This window comes from Methylophilus sp. Leaf408, from assembly GCF_916856905.1.
Taxonomy (GTDB): Bacteria; Pseudomonadota; Gammaproteobacteria; order Burkholderiales; family Methylophilaceae; genus Methylophilus.
Window position 1 is genome coordinate 1,227,938 of sequence record NZ_CAKASK010000001.1, and the last position, 17,568, is coordinate 1,245,505.

19 protein-coding genes and 1 tRNA gene are annotated in these 17,568 nt (G+C 46.7%); 3 read left to right on the forward strand and 17 right to left on the reverse strand.

Annotated features, from left to right (window positions below; all coding sequences use genetic code 11):
• Positions 1-33 precede the first annotated feature (33 nt).
• The 13 genes from nuoF to LPA26_RS05610 all read right to left on the reverse strand — a co-directional run bounded on the left by nuoF (position 34) and on the right by LPA26_RS05610 (position 9,366).
• Positions 34-1,368, reverse strand: coding sequence for an NADH-quinone oxidoreductase subunit NuoF (nuoF, locus tag LPA26_RS05550; RefSeq protein ID WP_229007615.1), 1,335 nt, complete (start codon positions 1,366-1,368; stop codon positions 34-36).
• 11 nt (positions 1,369-1,379) lie between these two features.
• Positions 1,380-1,859 carry an NADH-quinone oxidoreductase subunit NuoE gene (gene nuoE, locus LPA26_RS05555; RefSeq protein WP_229007616.1) on the reverse strand — a complete coding sequence of 160 codons (480 nt, stop codon included), beginning with the start codon at positions 1,857-1,859 and terminating at the stop codon, positions 1,380-1,382.
• Between the two features lie 78 nt (positions 1,860-1,937).
• A complete protein-coding gene (locus tag LPA26_RS05560) occupies positions 1,938-3,191 on the reverse strand; it encodes an NADH-quinone oxidoreductase subunit D (protein ID WP_229007617.1) in 1,254 nt (417 codons plus the stop codon).
• Positions 3,192-3,217: 26 nt separating this feature from the next.
• Positions 3,218-3,814, reverse strand: coding sequence for an NADH-quinone oxidoreductase subunit C (locus LPA26_RS05565; protein ID WP_055825967.1), 597 nt, complete (start codon positions 3,812-3,814; stop codon positions 3,218-3,220).
• Positions 3,815-3,857: 43 nt separating this feature from the next.
• Positions 3,858-4,337 (reverse strand): NADH-quinone oxidoreductase subunit B family protein, encoded by a 480-nt coding sequence (locus LPA26_RS05570; RefSeq protein ID WP_055825969.1) that lies wholly within the window; start codon positions 4,335-4,337, stop codon positions 3,858-3,860.
• A gap of 15 nt (positions 4,338-4,352) precedes the next feature.
• Entirely contained in the window at positions 4,353-4,682 is a 330-nt protein-coding gene (locus LPA26_RS05575) for an NADH-quinone oxidoreductase subunit A (RefSeq protein WP_055827261.1), read from the reverse strand.
• Positions 4,683-4,856: 174 nt separating this feature from the next.
• Positions 4,857-4,941, reverse strand: a tRNA-Leu gene (locus tag LPA26_RS05580).
• Positions 4,942-4,947: 6 nt separating this feature from the next.
• Complete coding sequence (secG, locus tag LPA26_RS05585) at positions 4,948-5,292, reverse strand: preprotein translocase subunit SecG (RefSeq protein ID WP_055825971.1); 345 nt, start codon at positions 5,290-5,292, stop codon at positions 4,948-4,950.
• A 65-nt stretch (positions 5,293-5,357) separates the two neighbouring features.
• Positions 5,358-6,140: a triose-phosphate isomerase gene (tpiA, locus tag LPA26_RS05590; protein WP_229007618.1), complete on the reverse strand. Its 783-nt coding sequence runs from the start codon at positions 6,138-6,140 to the stop codon at positions 5,358-5,360.
• Between the two features lie 134 nt (positions 6,141-6,274).
• Complete coding sequence (locus LPA26_RS05595) at positions 6,275-7,354, reverse strand: alkene reductase (protein ID WP_229007619.1); 1,080 nt, start codon at positions 7,352-7,354, stop codon at positions 6,275-6,277.
• A 91-nt stretch (positions 7,355-7,445) separates the two neighbouring features.
• Positions 7,446-8,018, reverse strand: a complete 573-nt coding sequence (locus LPA26_RS05600; protein ID WP_055825977.1) for a YceI family protein — start codon at positions 8,016-8,018, stop codon at positions 7,446-7,448.
• A 25-nt stretch (positions 8,019-8,043) separates the two neighbouring features.
• Positions 8,044-8,616, reverse strand: a complete 573-nt coding sequence (locus tag LPA26_RS05605) for a flavodoxin family protein (protein ID WP_055825979.1) — start codon at positions 8,614-8,616, stop codon at positions 8,044-8,046.
• A 39-nt stretch (positions 8,617-8,655) separates the two neighbouring features.
• A complete protein-coding gene (locus LPA26_RS05610) occupies positions 8,656-9,366 on the reverse strand; it encodes a pirin family protein (RefSeq protein WP_055825981.1) in 711 nt (236 codons plus the stop codon).
• A 105-nt stretch (positions 9,367-9,471) separates the two neighbouring features.
• On the opposite strand from LPA26_RS05610, the gene LPA26_RS05615 reads away from it, so the two are divergent.
• The 3 genes from LPA26_RS05615 to tadA are packed head-to-tail and all read left to right on the forward strand — an operon-like array spanning position 9,472 to position 11,351.
• Positions 9,472-10,389 carry a LysR family transcriptional regulator gene (locus LPA26_RS05615; RefSeq protein WP_229007620.1) on the forward strand — a complete coding sequence of 306 codons (918 nt, stop codon included), beginning with the start codon at positions 9,472-9,474 and terminating at the stop codon, positions 10,387-10,389.
• A 36-nt stretch (positions 10,390-10,425) separates the two neighbouring features.
• Complete coding sequence (locus LPA26_RS05620; protein ID WP_055825985.1) at positions 10,426-10,881, forward strand: phosphate-starvation-inducible PsiE family protein; 456 nt, start codon at positions 10,426-10,428, stop codon at positions 10,879-10,881.
• Positions 10,882-10,886: 5 nt separating this feature from the next.
• Positions 10,887-11,351 carry a tRNA adenosine(34) deaminase TadA gene (gene tadA, locus LPA26_RS05625; RefSeq protein WP_229007621.1) on the forward strand — a complete coding sequence of 155 codons (465 nt, stop codon included), beginning with the start codon at positions 10,887-10,889 and terminating at the stop codon, positions 11,349-11,351.
• Between the two features lie 83 nt (positions 11,352-11,434).
• On the opposite strand, the gene LPA26_RS05630 is transcribed toward tadA, so the two are convergent.
• From LPA26_RS05630 to LPA26_RS05645, 4 genes are all read right to left on the reverse strand, one after another.
• A complete protein-coding gene (locus LPA26_RS05630) occupies positions 11,435-12,235 on the reverse strand; it encodes a PEP-CTERM sorting domain-containing protein (protein WP_229007622.1) in 801 nt (266 codons plus the stop codon).
• Positions 12,236-12,324: 89 nt separating this feature from the next.
• Positions 12,325-13,191 (reverse strand): PEP-CTERM sorting domain-containing protein, encoded by an 867-nt coding sequence (locus LPA26_RS05635; RefSeq protein ID WP_229007623.1) that lies wholly within the window; start codon positions 13,189-13,191, stop codon positions 12,325-12,327.
• 81 nt (positions 13,192-13,272) lie between these two features.
• Positions 13,273-14,700 (reverse strand): PEP-CTERM sorting domain-containing protein, encoded by a 1,428-nt coding sequence (locus LPA26_RS05640; protein ID WP_229007624.1) that lies wholly within the window; start codon positions 14,698-14,700, stop codon positions 13,273-13,275.
• A 170-nt stretch (positions 14,701-14,870) separates the two neighbouring features.
• The gene (locus LPA26_RS05645; protein WP_229007625.1) at positions 14,871-17,543 is read right to left on the reverse strand and encodes a TonB-dependent receptor; all 2,673 of its coding nucleotides are present in this window, start codon (positions 17,541-17,543) and stop codon (positions 14,871-14,873) included.
• Positions 17,544-17,568: the final 25 nt, after the last annotated feature.

The following is a 17,568-nucleotide window of genomic DNA, read 5'->3' on the forward strand; positions in this document are numbered from 1 at the left end:
TTTATTTGTTGAGCTGGTCTCAAAAATAGATTTTTATTTACCGTCGATCATGGATTTTCCATGCTGTATGTAGTACTCAAACTCGGGGCGGAAATGCTTGATAAAGCTCAACACCGGTGTTGCTGCCGCATCACCCAGCGCACAAATTGTGCGACCGGAAATGTTATTGCTTAAATCAGTCAGCAAATCCAGATCTTCCATTTTGCCTTTGCCATTCACGATGCGCTCGATAATGCGATATACCCAGCCGGTGCCTTCGCGGCATGGCGTACATTGGCCGCAGCTTTCTTCGTAGAAAAAATAGCTTAATCGCTTAAGCGTTTTAACCATGCAAGTGGTTTCATCCATCACAATCATGGACCCTGCACCCAGGCTGGAACCGGCTTTACTCAAGCCATCGTAATCCATGGTGGCATTTTCAATCGCACTGGCTGGCATAACCGCCGTAGAAGGTCCACCAGGAATAACCGCTTTTAGTTTTCGACCTTTCCAGATACCACCGGCCATTTCGAGCAAGTCCTTAAAAGGCGTGCCCATTCTGATTTCGTAGTTACCTGGCTTGTTGACATGGCCGGAGACTGAGAACAATTTACTGCCGCCGGAATTAGGCACACCCAGGTCTGCAAATGCCTGGCCGCCATTCTGCATAATCCAGGGGATCGAGGCGTAGCTCTCGGTATTATTTACATTGGTAGGCTTGCCAAATACCCCATAACTGGCCGGGAATGGCGGTTTAAAACGTGGCTGGCCTTTTTTACCTTCAATGGATTCGATCAGGGCGGTTTCTTCGCCACAGATGTAAGCACCGTAGCCATGCACTGCGTATAAATCGAAACTGAAATTGGTGCCGAACAGGTTTTCCCCTATATAGCCCGCTTCACGCGCTTCGGCCAATGCCGCTTCAAATATTTCGTAATCCTGCCAGATTTCACCGTGGATATAGTTATAACCTACGCGCGCGCCCAATGTGTAGGCGGCAATCGCCATACCTTCAATCAACTGGTGCGGGTTGTAGCGGATAATGTCACGGTCTTTGAAAGTGCCTGGTTCACCTTCATCGGTGTTACATACCAGATATTTGGTGCCATCGTAATAACGCGGCATAAAGCTCCACTTCAATCCGGTCGGGAAACCGGCACCGCCGCGACCGCGCAGGTTAGAGACTTTTATCTGGCTGATGATTTCCGGTGCTTTGATTCCCTCAGTAACTAATCGTTTGAGTTGAACATAACCACCCAATTTTTCATATGTCGCCAGTGCAGCAGGATTTTCTTCAGTCAGTGTGCGTAAGGTGACCAGGGTCTGCCCCGCCAGGTCTGTTTTGACCACAGGCGCTTTGTTTGCAGGGGTATTTGAAGTGCTTGCCATGACCCGTTCCTTCAGCCCTTGTTTAAATCATTGATGAGCGCATCCACTTTTTCAGTGGTGAGAAACTCATGCATTTGACTGTTGTTCACATGCAGCAACGGCGCACCGCCGCAACATCCCATGCACTCGCCTTCTTTCAAGCAGAATTTGCCATCAGCAGTGACTTCATTAAAACCAACCCCAAGCTTATGTTGCAGGTGTTCGACAATCTCATCCGACCCGCGCAACATACACGAGATATTGGTACAGATGGTGATCTTGTGCTCACCCACCGGCTCCAGCTCATACATATTGTAGAAAGTAGCCACTTCAAGTGCAGCAATTTCCGGAATACGCAAATACTTCGCTACTTCAGAAATACTCTCCTTGGACAGCCATCCGCGCTCCATTTGCACAATACGCAAGGCTGACATCACAGCTGCCTGTCGCCTGTCTTTGGGATACTTGCCCAGTTCGTATTCAATTTTCTCTATCGATTCTGCACTTAACATGCTTGTACCTTAAATATCTTTTCGACTTATCCAGTGTGAAATCCGGGCCATCTTATCGATCCGATTACCTATCGACTTTTATCTATCAATTTCGCCGAACACAATATCTTGTGTACCAATGATCGCCACCAAATCGGCAATCATATGCCCTTTGGTCATTTCATCCAGCGCTGCAAGATGCGCAAACCCTGGCGCACGAATTTTCAAGCGATAAGGCTTGTTGGCGCCATCGGAAACCATATAAATACCAAACTCACCTTTAGGATGTTCAATGGCGGCATAAGCCTCGCCTACAGGCACGTGAAAGCCTTCGGTAAACAACTTGAAGTGGTGAATCAAGTCTTCCATGTTGGTTTTCATGCCTTCGCGGTTAGGCGGCGCAATCTTATTGTCACTGGTGATCACCGGGCCAGGATTCACGCGCAACCAGGCTATACATTGCTTGATAATGCGGTTGGACTGGCGCATTTCTTCCACACGCACCAGGTAACGGTCATAACAGTCACCGTTCACACCCAGTGGAATATCAAAGTCCATTTTGTCATAGACTTCATACGGTTGTTTCTTACGCAAATCCCAGGCAATCCCTGAACCACGCAACATCGCGCCAGTCAGTCCCAACGCTAATGCACGTTCAGGTGTTACTACACCAATACCGACCGTACGCTGTTTCCAGATACGGTTATCGGTCAGCAACGTTTCGTACTCATCCACATACGTCGGGAAGCGGTTGGTAAAGTCTTCAATAAAATCAAGCATGGAACCCTGGCGGTTCTCATTGAGTTTCTTGATTTCTGCATCGCTGCGGAATTTAGTCGTTTCATGCTGCGGCATTTTTTCCGGCAGGTCACGGTATACACCGCCAGGGCGGTAATAGGCTGCATGCATACGCGCGCCGGAAACCGCTTCGTAAACGTCAAACAAATCTTCACGCTCACGGAACGCATACAGGAATACTGTCATCGCTCCCACGTCCAGCGCATGAGCACCCAGCCATAACAGATGGTTTAGGATACGGGTAATTTCGTCAAACATGACGCGGATATACTGCGCACGGACAGGCACTTCCAATCCGAGCATTTTTTCAATCGCCATCACATAAGCATGCTCATTGGCCATCATGGATACATAATCCAGACGATCCATGTAGGGCACGCTCTGCAGGTAAGTGCGGTTCTCGGCCAGTTTTTCCGTGGCCCTATGCAATAAACCAATGTGCGGATCTGCACGCTGAATCACTTCGCCATCCAGCTCAAGCACTAAACGCAACACACCATGCGCCGCAGGGTGCTGCGGGCCAAAGTTCATGGTGTAATTCTTAATTTCAGCCATACTAAAAATTCCCTAGCTTGCCAGATTTAGCCATGATGTTTTCCTTCATCACGAATCAGGCGCGGTACATTATTGCGTTGATCAATCGAAACGGGTTGATAAACCACACGTTGCTGTACCGGGTCATAACGCATTTCTACATTGCCGATCATGGGGAAATCTTTACGGAACGGATGGCCGACAAAACCATAATCCGTCAGCAGGCGACGTAGATCCGGGTGGTTTTCAAACATCATGCCGTAAAGGTCAAACGCTTCGCGTTCAAACCAGTTGGCAACCGGCCAGACATCAACCAATGTAGGAAATAACGGAAAGTCATCATCCGTCGCAAACGCGCGGATACGCACGCGCTGATTCAAACTTACAGATAACAAATGTAACACCACTGCAAAACGTGGGCCTTCCCAACGCCCGTCAGCATAGTCAGAATAATCCACACCACACAAGTCAATCAGCTGTTCGAATTTGAGTTCCGCGTGCGTTTTCAATTTATCCGCTACGGCCAGCAAATGTTTAACATGTACTTCTACCGTAATCTCGCCCAGCTTTTGTTCGAGCTTGATCACGCCATCACCCAGCGCTAACTTGAGCTGTGCGGATAAATGTTCGAGTTTTGCGGACATAGTTTGATTTCTTGGCTGAGTTTTTTAGATTCTGGTGAGCGTATCAGGTTCGGGCAATCGTATTGGTACGTTTGATTTTTTTCTGTAGCTGGATAATGCCGTACAGCAGAGCCTCTGCAGTTGGCGGACAACCTGGCACGTAAACATCGACCGGCACAATACGGTCACAGCCGCGCACTACCGCATATGAATAATGGTAATACCCACCACCATTGGCACAGCTACCCATAGAAATAACCCAGCGAGGTTCGGCCATCTGGTCATAAACCTTGCGCAACGCAGGAGCCATTTTGTTTACCAGCGTGCCAGCAACAATCATCACATCCGATTGCCGCGGGCTGGGGCGGAATACGATACCAAAGCGGTCCAGATCATAACGCGCCGCGCCGGCATGCATCATTTCTACCGCACAACACGCCAGGCCGAACGTCATCGGCCACAAAGAGCCGGTACGTGTGTAATTGATCACCGTATCCAGTGTGGTGGTGACAAAGCCTTTTTCCAGTACGCCTTCAATGCTCATAATGCACCAATCCTATTAGTCCCATTCCAAGGCGCCCTTCATCCATTCAAAGATGAAGCCGACCACCAGCACAAACAAGAAAACCATCATCGCCCAAAAACCAGCCTGGCCAATTTCCTGGATCACGATCGCCCAGGGGAAAAGAAAAGCAATTTCGAGATCAAATAGGATAAACAGAATGGCGACCAGGTAATAACGCACATCAAATTTCATGCGCGCATCTTCAAACGCTTCAAAGCCACATTCATAAGGAGAGTTTTTTTCCGCATCAGGGCGATGCGGAGAGACGAGTTTACCAATAATAAGCGGCCCCAGGCCAACGCCCAAGCCCACCAGGGTAAACATCAAAATCGGGAAATAATTTTCTAACACTGATTTGCCTTAATCGATCATGTTAACAAGTCATTTCACTGCAAACCCAAAGGTCTGGCAACTACACAACAAACACGCCCAAGCAAACACTTCCCAACCAGCCGACGTCGCGAAACCTTGAATTAATAGATCACGCATGAACATCGCTGGTGCCGTCGGCGAGACTCGAACTCGCACAACTTTCGTCACTACCCCCTCAAGATAGCGTGTCTACCAATTCCACCACGACGGCTAAAAATTAATTGGGAATATCTTTGGGTGTATTTTCAACCGGCTTGGCAGGTTCAACTGCCTCGCCTTTGGCCGGAGCCTGTTGTGTCAGCGGGGATTTAACCACGCTGCCAGAACCCGCTTTATTACTGGACAAAAATGCCAGCGTCAAACTGGTTGCAAAAAATACTGTAATAAAAATCGATGTCAGCTTGCTGAGCAAATTGGAAGAGCCGGAAACCCCGAACAAACTACCTGAGGCGCCACTTCCAAACGCTGCACCCATGTCAGCGCCTTTGCCGTGCTGTAATAAGACCAGGCCAATCACTGAAGCTGCTGCCAACACATGAATGACAAGAATGACGTTTTCCATATTCCTTAATCCGATAATGTAATAACAATGATGCTTTTGGCACGTTTGCTATTGAGTTAGAGGTGCTATTTTACAGGAACGGCCTGACATATCTTTATAAATTGCCCAACATCTAGCGAGCAACGGCCGATCAGCGCACCATCTATTTCCTTCTGATTTAATAATTGTACCGCATTTTGTGGACTTACGCTCCCTCCGTAGAGGATTTTTAAGCTGGCAGAGGCCGATTTATCGGCATTCGCTACTGACTCGCGAATAAACTGGTGCATGGCGACCGCCTGCTCTGCAGTCGCGGCCAAGCCAGTACCAATCGCCCAAATCGGTTCATAAGAAACAATGGTATCGGCAAATGCTTCGCCACCAAACAGGCGAATAATTGTTTCTAACTGCCGACCCACCACACGATCCATGACGCCGGCTTCGCGCTCAAGCAGAGTTTCACCGACGCACAAAATCGGCTTCAGGCCATGGCGTTTGGCTACCATCATTTTTTCAGCGATATTCTCATCCGACTCACAATACGCCGTACTGCGTTCGGAATGCCCGATAATCACATATTGCGCGCCAAAATCGCGCAGCATACTCGCACCGACTTCACCGGTATAAGCACCTTGCTCGAACTTGGCCAGATTCTGTGCACCCCAGCCTATCCGTGAATTGGACAGCAACGATTGTGCCTGCGCCAGATATGGATACGGTACGCAAACTACAACATCTGTTTGCGTAAGCGAAGTTAAGCCTTCCAGGTAGCCCTCAATCAATGCCTGGTTAAAAGCCAGGCTGCCATGCATTTTCCAGTTGGCAACAATTAACTTATGGGGCTTTGTGTTTGAATCAGGTTGAGACATGCAGAAATTAACTCACAATGTACGGAGCGTTAGCCCATTGAATTTGCTTTGCGCGAATTCTACGCCCGCACACCGTGAGCGACAAGTCTGGTGATAAAACTTATAAAGCCAGGCAATAAGACCCGGCAACATCATTAAGCGCTCAAGAACGGATAATCAGTATATCCCTTGTCAGTGCCACCATAGAATGAAGAAGGGTCGGCTTCATTCAGTGGAGCATCTTTCGCATAGCGCGTAACCAGGTCAGGGTTCGCGATAAATGGCACACCGAAAGCCACGGCATCCGCATGCCCACTGGCAATCACTGCATTGCCACGCGCTTTGTCATAGCCAAGATTGGCGATATAGCCATTGTTGAACAGTTTACGCAGTGCCTCAAAATCGAACGGCTCAGATTCACCGCCCCCATGAATGCCGCCTTCAACCGCATGCAAATATGCCAGATCAAACTGATTCAATGCCTGTGCAACATAATTGAAAGTCTTTTGTGGCTGGCTGTCTTTCATATCATTGAACGGATTCACCGGCGAAATACGCACACCCACTTTGTTCGCTCCAATAGTGTCCACTACCGCTTGCACCACTTCCAGCAATAATCGGGTGCGATTCTCTAGAGACCCGCCATAAGCATCCTCGCGCTGATTTGATCCATCTCTCAAAAACTGATCTAGCAGATAGCCATTTGCTGCATGCACTTCAACCCCATCGAAACCCGCCGCGATGGCGCAACGTGTCGCATGTACATAATCTTGTACTATGGTGGGCAGCTCATCCAGCTCGAGGGCGCGTGGAGTGACATAATCCTGCAAACCTTGATAAGTAAACGCCTGCCCTGCCGGTTTGATTGCTGAAGGAGCTACAGGCTGAGACTGGTTGGGTAATAAACTAGGATGTGAAATACGGCCTACATGCCACAACTGGATGACGATTTTGCCACCTTGTGCGTGGACGGCATCGGTCACTTTTTTCCAGCCGGCAATCTGTGCATCGGTATAAATACCTGGCAAGGCCGGGTAACCGTGTGCCATTGGTGAAATCGGCGTTGCTTCAGTAATAATCAGGCCAGCTGTGGCACGCTGCTCGTAATATGTCACATTCATCGCCTGCGGTACACCGCCCTCACCTGCTCGATTGCGCGTAAGCGGTGCCATCACTACGCGATTTTTTAATGCGATTTCGCCCAGTGTTAATGGGGAAAATAAATCTAATGCCATGCTTATCTCCAATACATTTTACGAATCTTAAAACGAATATACGGAAGCCTGACCAAACCAAGCTTCCGTATTCATATTTCTAATTACTGTGTTATTTAGCTTTAACGCCTTCAATCAACAAGGTCACTTCAATCTCATCGCCTACTGGTGAGTTGGCACCAGTCGCCCAGCCATAACCGTAATCCGAGGCTTTCAGAGTCACATGCCCTTCAAAACCTGCGCGTTGCCCACCCCATGGATCAGAACCGTATCCTAATACACGTACAGGGATATCCACTTGTTTGGTGACGCCATGCATGGTCAACTTGCCCTGTAAAATCGCCTGATTCTGGTTTGAAGCAGTAATCTTGGTGCTTTCGAACTGAATCTGTGTGTATTTGGCGGCATCCAGATACTTGTCGGCTTTGATATGCTCATCGCGCTTGGCTAAACCAGAGTTCACACTGGCAACATTAATTGTGGCGCGCACGGTAGCTGTATTCAAGTTGGCTGGATCAAGCGTAATCACCCCCGTCACATCATTAAAAGTGCCGGAAGTTTTGGCAACCACATGGCGGATGCTGAAATTGGCAAAACTATGTGCAGCATCAATATTGTAGGTTTCGGTTGCGGCCCAGGCTTGTGAAGCTGCCAACAGACTTACAGCTAAGAGTAACTTTTTCACTTTAATTTCTCCCTAATTTGGATTGTTATTTAGATTCAGAAAACCGTTTGGCAATCGTAGCAACGCGCTCACCCAAATGCTCGGCAGTTAATAGATCACTAGGAATCGGTCCAAACTCTGGCCCCTGATCGGCATTCGCCTGCGCCATCGCGCCCAGGAAGCCACCCAAACGATTTAAATCGTTGACCGACCCTTTACTGTTATTGTTCCCCGGCAATAAATCCTGTCCTACCCAGATCATGCCGTGTTGTGCTGCAAACACTGCTAACTGTATTAATGTACTAAGCTTGTCCCCGCTTTGGCTGGCAGAGGTGGTGAAGCCAGCTGCAATCTTGTCTTTCCACTCGCGGACATACCATTTCTCCGAACTGGCTTCCATAAAAGCTTTAAAAGCAGCTGACGCTGAACCCATATAAGTCGGGCTACCAAAAATAATCGCATCACTTGCTTTAAGTGCATCCCATTGCTGCTGGGCTTCTTCTGCAGTGAAAAGATGCAGTTTTACGCCTGCCACTTTCTCGACACCGCGCGCAACCGCTTTGGCTTGCTCTGCGGTATGGCCATAACCACTGTGATACACAATTGAAACTTGAGTCATGTTGTTACTCCCTTCATATTAAATAATGAATGTTAAAACCTATTTTTTATTGCCAGGTAAATCAAACCACAACACTTCACTTTCTTCGTGCGCGCGCATTTCCAGTTTAGTCGCATCTTCAATTTTCAGCGCATCGCCAGTGGCTAATCGCTCACCATTGATCTCAACTGCACCGCGGGCAACATGCATATAAGCGCTGCGGCCTTCGCTTACTTCCAGAGGCAGGCTATGTTCTGCCTCAAGCACAGTGGCGCACAAAGTCACATCCTGGTGAACTTTCAATGAACCATCCCAGGCATCAGGCGAGGCGATCAAAGCCCAGCGATTCAATTTATTCTCTACAGAAATCGTTTTTTCTTCATAGCCTGGCGCCAGATTCAAAGTCGCAGGCTCAATCCATATCTGCAATAAATGTGCGGTGGTTTTGTCAGAGGCATTCATCTCACTATGACGCACGCCAGTACCTGCCGTCATGCGCTGAACATCACCGGCACGAATGACTGACCCATTACCCATGCTGTCGGTATGGCGCAGCTCACCTGCCAGCATATACGTAATGATTTCCATATCCTGATGGCCGTGCATGCCAAAGCCGGTTGCCGGGGCGACTTTATCGTCGTTTATCACGCGTAATACTGAAAACCCCATATGGGCCGGGTCGTAATAACTGGAAAATGAAAAGCTGTGAAAGCTTTCCAGCCAGCCATGATTGGCGTAACCACGTGTGTTTGAAGGGCGAATGTTCAACATTTTATTCACTCCGTTTGAAAGATTAAATGTATGATAAAAAAACACTAACCCCATTGATAGCAAAACATTTTGCATCACTTGTTCAATTTTTTTGATTAAGCATTTATGAGCCTCAAACTCAGCATTGAAGCGCTGGAAGTAATTGACATGATCGCGCGCAAAGGCAGCTTTGCGGCAGCAGCAGAAGCTTTATACCGCGTGCCTTCTGCACTCACCTACACGGTACGCAAGCTTGAGGAAGATTTAGGCATAGAGTTATTTGACCGTAGCGGCCACCGCGCGACCCTGACAGCAGCGGGCGCAGAATTGCTTAAAGAAGGCCGTTATTTGCTGGACGCGGCCCAGACGCTGGAATGCCGGGTGCGCAGGATAGCCACTGGCGTTGAAACCGATATTGCGATTGCTATCAGCGACCTGTTCGATTTTCAGCCTATCCTGAATTTACTACAAACGTTCTACCAGCAGGGATTTGGCACCCGGGTTAAACTTCTGCGTGAGGTCTACGGTGGCAGTTGGGATGCTCTGCAAACCAACCGCGCAGATATTTCAATCGGTGCACCGGGTGATTCCCCACCCGGCAATGGTTTTGGCACTCATTTGCTAGGGCAATTGGAATTTGTATTTGCGATTGCGCCGCATCACCCATTGGCATTACTGCCTGAGCCATTAAGCGCCAATGATATTGTGCAGCACCGGGTAGTCGCTGCAGCGGATAGCTCACGCAACCTGCCTCCGCGCACCTCCGGCATACTTTCCGGCCAGGATACCCTAACCGTGCCGGACATGCAGACGAAGCTGCAAGCGCAAATCTCCGGTATTGCGATCGGCTATCTACCCAAACAAATGGCGCAAGCCGCAGCCGATAAAGGTCTGTTGCTGATCAAGCAAGTGGCTGAACCCAAACCAGTTGCGCCCACTTTTATTGCCTGGCGGCATCAACGTCCTGCCGATATGGGCAAAGCCATGCAATGGCTACTCAAGCAACTCTCAGAACTCACTTTGGAGCAATTACTCACCAAATGATTTATCATTTGAGCTGGATTGCCTAACGGAAAAAGCATGTCACAAGAACAACTGCCTGAAGAGTTCGAACCATTAAACCGCATTGCCATCAAGGCGATGCTTTGGCTCAACGGCCTGGCTCATATCATCATTGGCCTGGCACTCGCTATCTCGGTCATTATGTTCACCTGGCTGTTTTTTATCGATGTAAAAGAGGCTGCTTCAACCAACAATCTGGTACATGGTTTTTTACGTGCGCTGGGTACATTAATGTTGCTGTGGTCCATATCAGCATTAATCTCAGCAGAAATCCGCTACCTGCGCGGCCATAAATTACTGGTTGAAACCTTTGTCGAGGTGGTCCTTGTCATGTTTCTACGTAAACTGATCGTGCTACCCGTACAGGATGCCACCCCAACCTACCAGGAAATCGGCATCTGGCTGGCGGGCGCTTTTACCATGGGCTTGGTATATATCCTTATTCGATTGGCCGATAAACCCAGTAACACATAATATTTATGCAAGACCAAGATTACATGCGCATGGCAATTGCGCTCGCTGAAGAAGCGGCCAGCCTGGGTGAAGTGCCGGTAGGCGCAATAGTTGTAAAGAATGGAGAAGTGATCGGCCGTGGGAGAAATGCCCCGATCAGTCTGAATGACCCGACAGCACATGCCGAAATCCAGGCCATGCGTGAAGCCGCCAAGCACTTGGGTAATTACAGATTAGTGGATTGTACTTTGTATGTGACTTTAGAGCCTTGTGCCATGTGCAGCGGCGCTATCCAGCACTCACGTATCGCCCGCCTGGTCTATGGAGCCAGCGACCCCAAAACCGGCTGCTGCGGCAGTGTGATCGATTTAATGGCCGAACAAAAACTTAATCATCATTGTGAAGTCACGGCTGGCGTCAGTGCCGAAGAGTGTGGCACGCTGCTGAGCAGCTTTTTCAGACAACGGCGGCTGGAGAAAAGCAAAACTTAAAAGCCATGATTTAAAGCAGCACAGTGGATAAGAAAAAAATAAACCCGCCGATGGCGGGTTTATTGATCACTACTTAAACCGAATTAAGCAGATTTACGACGGCGAACGATAGTCCCGATCAAAGCCAGACCAGCCATCATCATGGCGTATGTTTCAGCTTCTGGCACTGCAGTCACCGCAGTTAAGGCAAAACCACCAAGAAACATATCTTGACGAATACGAGCGCCTTCTTGTGCAGATGCACCTTGAACGATATGAACTGCATTAGCAGTCCATTCATAAGTTAAACCAGTTGCATCAACCTTCAATAAATATAAGCCAGAGTTAGGATTATTTTCATTAAGAGCAACATCAGTGCGGATAGCTACTTTATCGGCATCAAAATTGGTGCTAGCACCTGCAACATAGGTAGCTTTATAGTCTGAGCGTGATGGGTCACGCAAACGATAACCAGTGGTACCAGAACCATAAGCAGTGAAACCAGAGGTCCAGGCTGCTGAAATAGTGCCAGTTTCTCCAATTTCTGAAAAACCGCTACGTACGATAGAGTTGATCTCGGTAATACCATTGGTATTGTTTAGCATCTTAAAATAAGAGCCAATAATATAAGAATTGCTAGAACTCTCAAACCATACAGTATCGATGAAAGAACCAACCACATTGCCATTTACAGGTGAAAAAACATCTGAAGTCGCCGTGGCTAATTGCGTCCAGGAAATAGGCAACGTACTGATGAAGAATGGATCTGTCGTTGTGCTATTTGTACTTCCTGGAGTACGGTCCCCATTATTCAGAATTGATACGAAATTGCCAGCGTAAGCGCTATTAGCTGCGAAAGAAATAGCCACGACTGCTAAAGATTGTTTCCAAATTGTTGTTTTCATATTAAAATTTCCTCACAAAAGTTGATTTTTTGAATGGCGGGGTAGCTTTGCTCCCCGCTCTTTTTTTTCATGGCGCTATAAAATGATTGCTATTTAGCAATCTTTGAATGACGGCGACGTGAAATCAATCCAGCCACACCTAACCCGGCCAAAAATAATGCGTAACTTTCCGGCTCAGGAACGGGGGTAGTGACGGCAGTCGGAATAAATCCTGTGATGAATCCTCCTGCTGGCGTTTGCCCCTCTTCTCCAGTTTGATAAAAACCGATCGCCTTACCTAATGTGTAAGTCGTAGCATCAGTTTTAACCAGATACAAGCCAGACCATGGGTTGTCTTCAGTAACACTGAAGTCGCCTTGCTGACGAACAACATCGCCGTCATAGGCAAAAGGACCTGACCCACCCTCTGTAGACTGTGTTTTCACTGCATTATATTGACGCAAATCAGAGTCAGTCAGAAAGGTCCAGGCAACTGAAGTACTGTATCCAGTAAAACCGTAACGATACAAAAAGTTAGCTTCATCCCCTGTACCCTGTGGATCCCGGTTTAAATAACGGGTACCGAATACCAGGCTGTTGTCTGCGCTATCTCTAAACACAAAATCATAGATGTCTGCTTGCGCGGAACCTGCTGCCAGATCTACACCTCTGGTAACGCTCCAATCTAAAAGCGTCAAGGTTCCGGTTGCAAGTTCAGTGTCTATGTCATAGGCCGGAAATGCCCGGTATGTTAGAGAGGTAGGAACAACATCCCCAGTACCTCCAGATGTGAATTGCGTGGTATCGCTGTAGCCAGCCTCGTAATTCACATTTGTAGCCAGAATAAACATGGAATCTACAAATGCATCGTTGTCACCATCAACAAAATTGTTAGTCAGCGATTGAAAGTTACCAGCACTCGCATGACTTGCTGCAAAAGCAAGCACTGTTGCTATCAAAATCTTTTTTAATTTCATTGCTATCTCCTCAAATTAATTTTTTGAAATATAAATTCATGGCAATCAACTGCATCATGCGATGCAGTTTTGCTTTCATTGTTATCTAATTTTTTTACGACGAGAGAACACAGAAATTACACCTAAGCCAAGTGCCAGCATGGCATAACTTTCTGGTTCCGGAACCGGAATCACGGTGAGCACGCCAGAAGCCCCATCATATGTATAACCAAATCCGTTACCGAGGGGGCTTAAAACTACAATTTGAGAAAAAGCACCACTAGAACTTGTAAAATCAAACAAGTCAAAGGTGTCGCCCGCATTACCGGTATATCCATCAATGAATGAAAGCTGCAGAGTTCCACCGAATGTCAGATTGCCATTAACGGTCAAGTGATCATATTGGGTTCCCTGGGCGAGACCGCCAATTTCGAACAAAGCAACGTTTGCATCACCGAATACAACGTCACCATTAACGGTTACAGAGCCAGGACTATTACCAGGTGAATATCCTCCGTTAAATACAAACGTACCACCTCCACCTAAACTGGCGCCAACTTGCTGATTGAATGATCCATTGAAAGTGGTAGTGGTCCCCACTTTGGTATTAATTTGAGAACCATTCAAGGCAGAGATCGAACCAGAATACTGAGCGTTACCATATTCATTGCTCAGGTTTCCACCTACATTCATGTTAGAAGTGTAAGAGCCTCCATAGGTTTTAACAGTCTCACCGCTTGTAATACCACTTTCCAATTTAGTCGGGGCATAGCCTGACAGAGAAACTGAGAGTGGCGTTTGACCCTCTTCGCCACCCTGGCGCACTTTAATAGCGTTGTTAATCACCTTAAATGCAGTAGCATCTGTTCTAATCAGATATAAGCCTGATTGCGGATTTCCCTCAGAAGCATTCACATCCGTCCTGAACCCTACGACATTAGCGTTGTAGACATCTGCACCTTGTTTCAAACCAGTTTCTGATCTGGCGATACTATAGGCCCTCAGATCGCTGCTGGATAAACGGGTCCAACCGGCTTCAACTTTAAAACCTTCATAACCATAACGAAAAATATCATTGGCTTCTGATAAGTTACGCAGGCCATTGATAGGCCCAAATAACAAACGCGAACCAATGACGACGGAATTGGTTGTTGTGTCCATAAAGACATAGTCGCTGAAAGTGCCAGCGAATTTTGAGTCCTGCGCACTGACAAAATTAGTGTCCACTTTACTGATCAAAGACAAACTTGAAGGCAGGTTATATACCCCCGCCTGGACATTCGCCGCGATGTAGGTTTTATCTGCTAAAACATTGGCAGCGCCTGCACAGCGAATGCTCGTTGCACTAGTTACCCCACAACCAGGCTGACCTGCTGCACCTGGCAACGTAACAAATGCGGCGTTCGCATTTGATACAACCAGCACCCCGCCGAGCAAAGCTGAAATCATGCTAGAAATGACTTTTAACTTCATAATATTTTCCTCGTATGAAATAGAATTATTGTTTTTTTCATACACTGCAAATCTCATACCAATCTCATAAAAAGAAAATATTTAAACAATTAACTATTTATTATCAATATGTTATAAAAATAAACCCAATAAAACCTAACAAAAAAATAACTTTGCTAACACCAAAAAATAGGTGAAGGTTCTAATAAACCATCATTAACAACCACATGGCTGCTAGCAACCACGGACTAATCCATCTTCAGTTTTCTTTGTTTCCAATCCAGGTCATAGCTGATTCCAAACCAGGCAGCTCTTGGTGCACCCGGGCCTATAAAGGTAGTATTTTTCCACTGGTCGGAATTGTAGTTAAAGCCTGAAGCATCACTAGCAGCTACACCGCTTGTAGGGGTGAATGGAGTCCTGCCTAAATTACCGGCAGTGGCATATTCCCTATCAAAAATATTATCAACGCGTGCAAATAAAGAGAATCCGTTATCAAATTTATAATTAGCGCGCAGATTGAAGACGGCATAACCAGGAATGCTGCCACTACCGATATAGTCATATAAGTCACCAAAAGTACCCCTTGCGTTACGAGGCTCATGCTCGTTATTTTCATTTCCTCTCACATACGAAGAGGAGTGCATGACCATATTTAATGTCATATCAAATTTTTTATTAACTGCATAATTCCAGCTAGCCTGCACAATATGATTAGGCATTCCTGGCAATTCATCACCAGGCCTGACATACACATTATTTTGGGCACCAACGACGGTATTACTGCTGTTATTAGGATTGATGATGGTGGATGGCGATTCGAATGTTGCCCGCATCCAGGTGTAATTCAAACTTAGTCGATGCGCTCCCCAGACGCCGGAAACACTTCCTTCGATACCCTGCCGCAAAGTTGCACCAAAGTTATCAAAGACTCCACGGTTTTTACGGCCTAACGGTACAAATAAAATATCATCCGTTAGCTCAGTTCTAAAAAAGCTTAAATTCCAATTTAAACTTTCACTACCAAAAATACTGCTTGAAATACCTCTAGTACCCGCTTCGTACGAAGTTGATCTAACCTGTTTAAGATAAGGATCTGCAGTGAGGGAAGTGGGAATCGCGCAGCCGAATTGATAATTCGTGCTACCTACAATTTGTGTACGATCGATTGCACAACCTAACTCAATCACAGAAGGTGTGCGTGCCCCGCGACTAATATTTCCGTAAGCGATCACACTGGGTTTAAATTCCCACGCGACACCTACTGAGGGATTAAAGCTGCGATAACTGTAGTCGCCTTTGGTACAAATGTATTTTCCATTGTCACTTGGGTCGTTTACATCAGCAACACAACGTTCTCTGGATGGATCAAAATAAGTTCCTGTTCCATCATCCTCAAACTGATAAAGACTAAGACCGCGTTCAGATTGCAAATCATTTTTTACCCGGGTATGGTTAAATCTAGCGCCAAAAGTGATATGCAGATCATCTTTTGGTGACCATGTATCGCTCACAAAAATACTTTTAGTATTGCTACTACCCGTCAGGTTATTTCGAACAATTGGAAACTGAGCAGCAACAAGTCCCAGCGTAGGAACACCATTTTCGCCATAGTAAGCAGGATTTTCAAACAACTGCCTATCTGCACCGATATCAGCAAACATCTCACTTTGCTTAAACCGAACATCATTAGCGTCATAAGTGACGCCAGCCGTGATCTGGTGCTTTTCCGTTAAAAAATTAAGTTGTAATGCAGACCCCTCTCCCCCTTGTTTTAAATCAGAAAAACTAGATACCCCATTAGGTAATTTTCCTGCACAACCACTGCCTGGGCTTCCTGAGAAAGCACCTCCATCCGGATAGCTGCCATCTGGACAAAGCACTTCGATACCTCGTCGATCAGACAGTCCTGGAAAGTCATCATAAAAGTCTGATCCTATAGCCTTTTGCTTTACATTTCGCTTGTACGTCAATCCAGAAATGGAAACATTGTCATTGATATCAAAACGCCCGGTCAGGTTATAGTGCTCAAGATTGTTTTTATTTTCATCAGGCGAGGTGAAAACGGCTTTTCTATCTTGCTCATACATTTCATAAGGCACCACACCATTTCCGGTTAAAGCGGTGTCTACATTCAAAGCTGTAAAATTCAACTCGCCATAATCACTACGCATCGTTGCACTGGTAAACAGCTGCCTGACATTGGAAGGAGAGTTAGTGCGCCAGCCATCTTCTTTAAAATGATTGTAGGCAACAAAAACACCTAAAGTGCCATTATTGAAACCATTTGAAAACTGGGCCTGCTCCCGCCCCCAGGAACCACTCATCAATTCGGCACGCATCTGGTTATGCGTAAACCCGTTCTTTGTAGTCAGGGCTAGAGCACCACCCAGTGTATTTAACCCAAACAAAGGATTTGAACCGGGTATCAGATCAAGGCTGGCAATGGCATTCATGGGCAGAAAATCCCAGTTGACTACTTCGCCAAACGCCTCGTTGACGCGGACACCATCCAGATAAACGGAAATACCTTGAGGCGTTCCGATCTGTGGTGAGGCTGTAAAACCACGGTAGTTTAGATCCTGTTGAAACGGATTGCCCGCATAGTCATTTATCGTAACGGATTGCAGGGAGTTATTCATAAGGTCCGTGATATTGATAGACTTGGAGTCCGCGATGTCCTTGTCACTAATGCTTTGCACATTAGTTGTCATCTTTTCTCGATCTATCACTAAGCCAGGTAAAGGCGTGATGACACTACGCCTTTTAGCTTTAACTACAATTTCATCCAGCTCAACTGCGCTTTTCGGATCTAAAGTTTTTTGGTTGTTTTCTTTAGAACTATCAACAGCATCTGCGGCAATTGACACGCAAGAATAAGCTGCCAGAAACAATACTGACTTTAATTTATTATTTAACACTACACTTCCCCCCGATTAGGGAGAG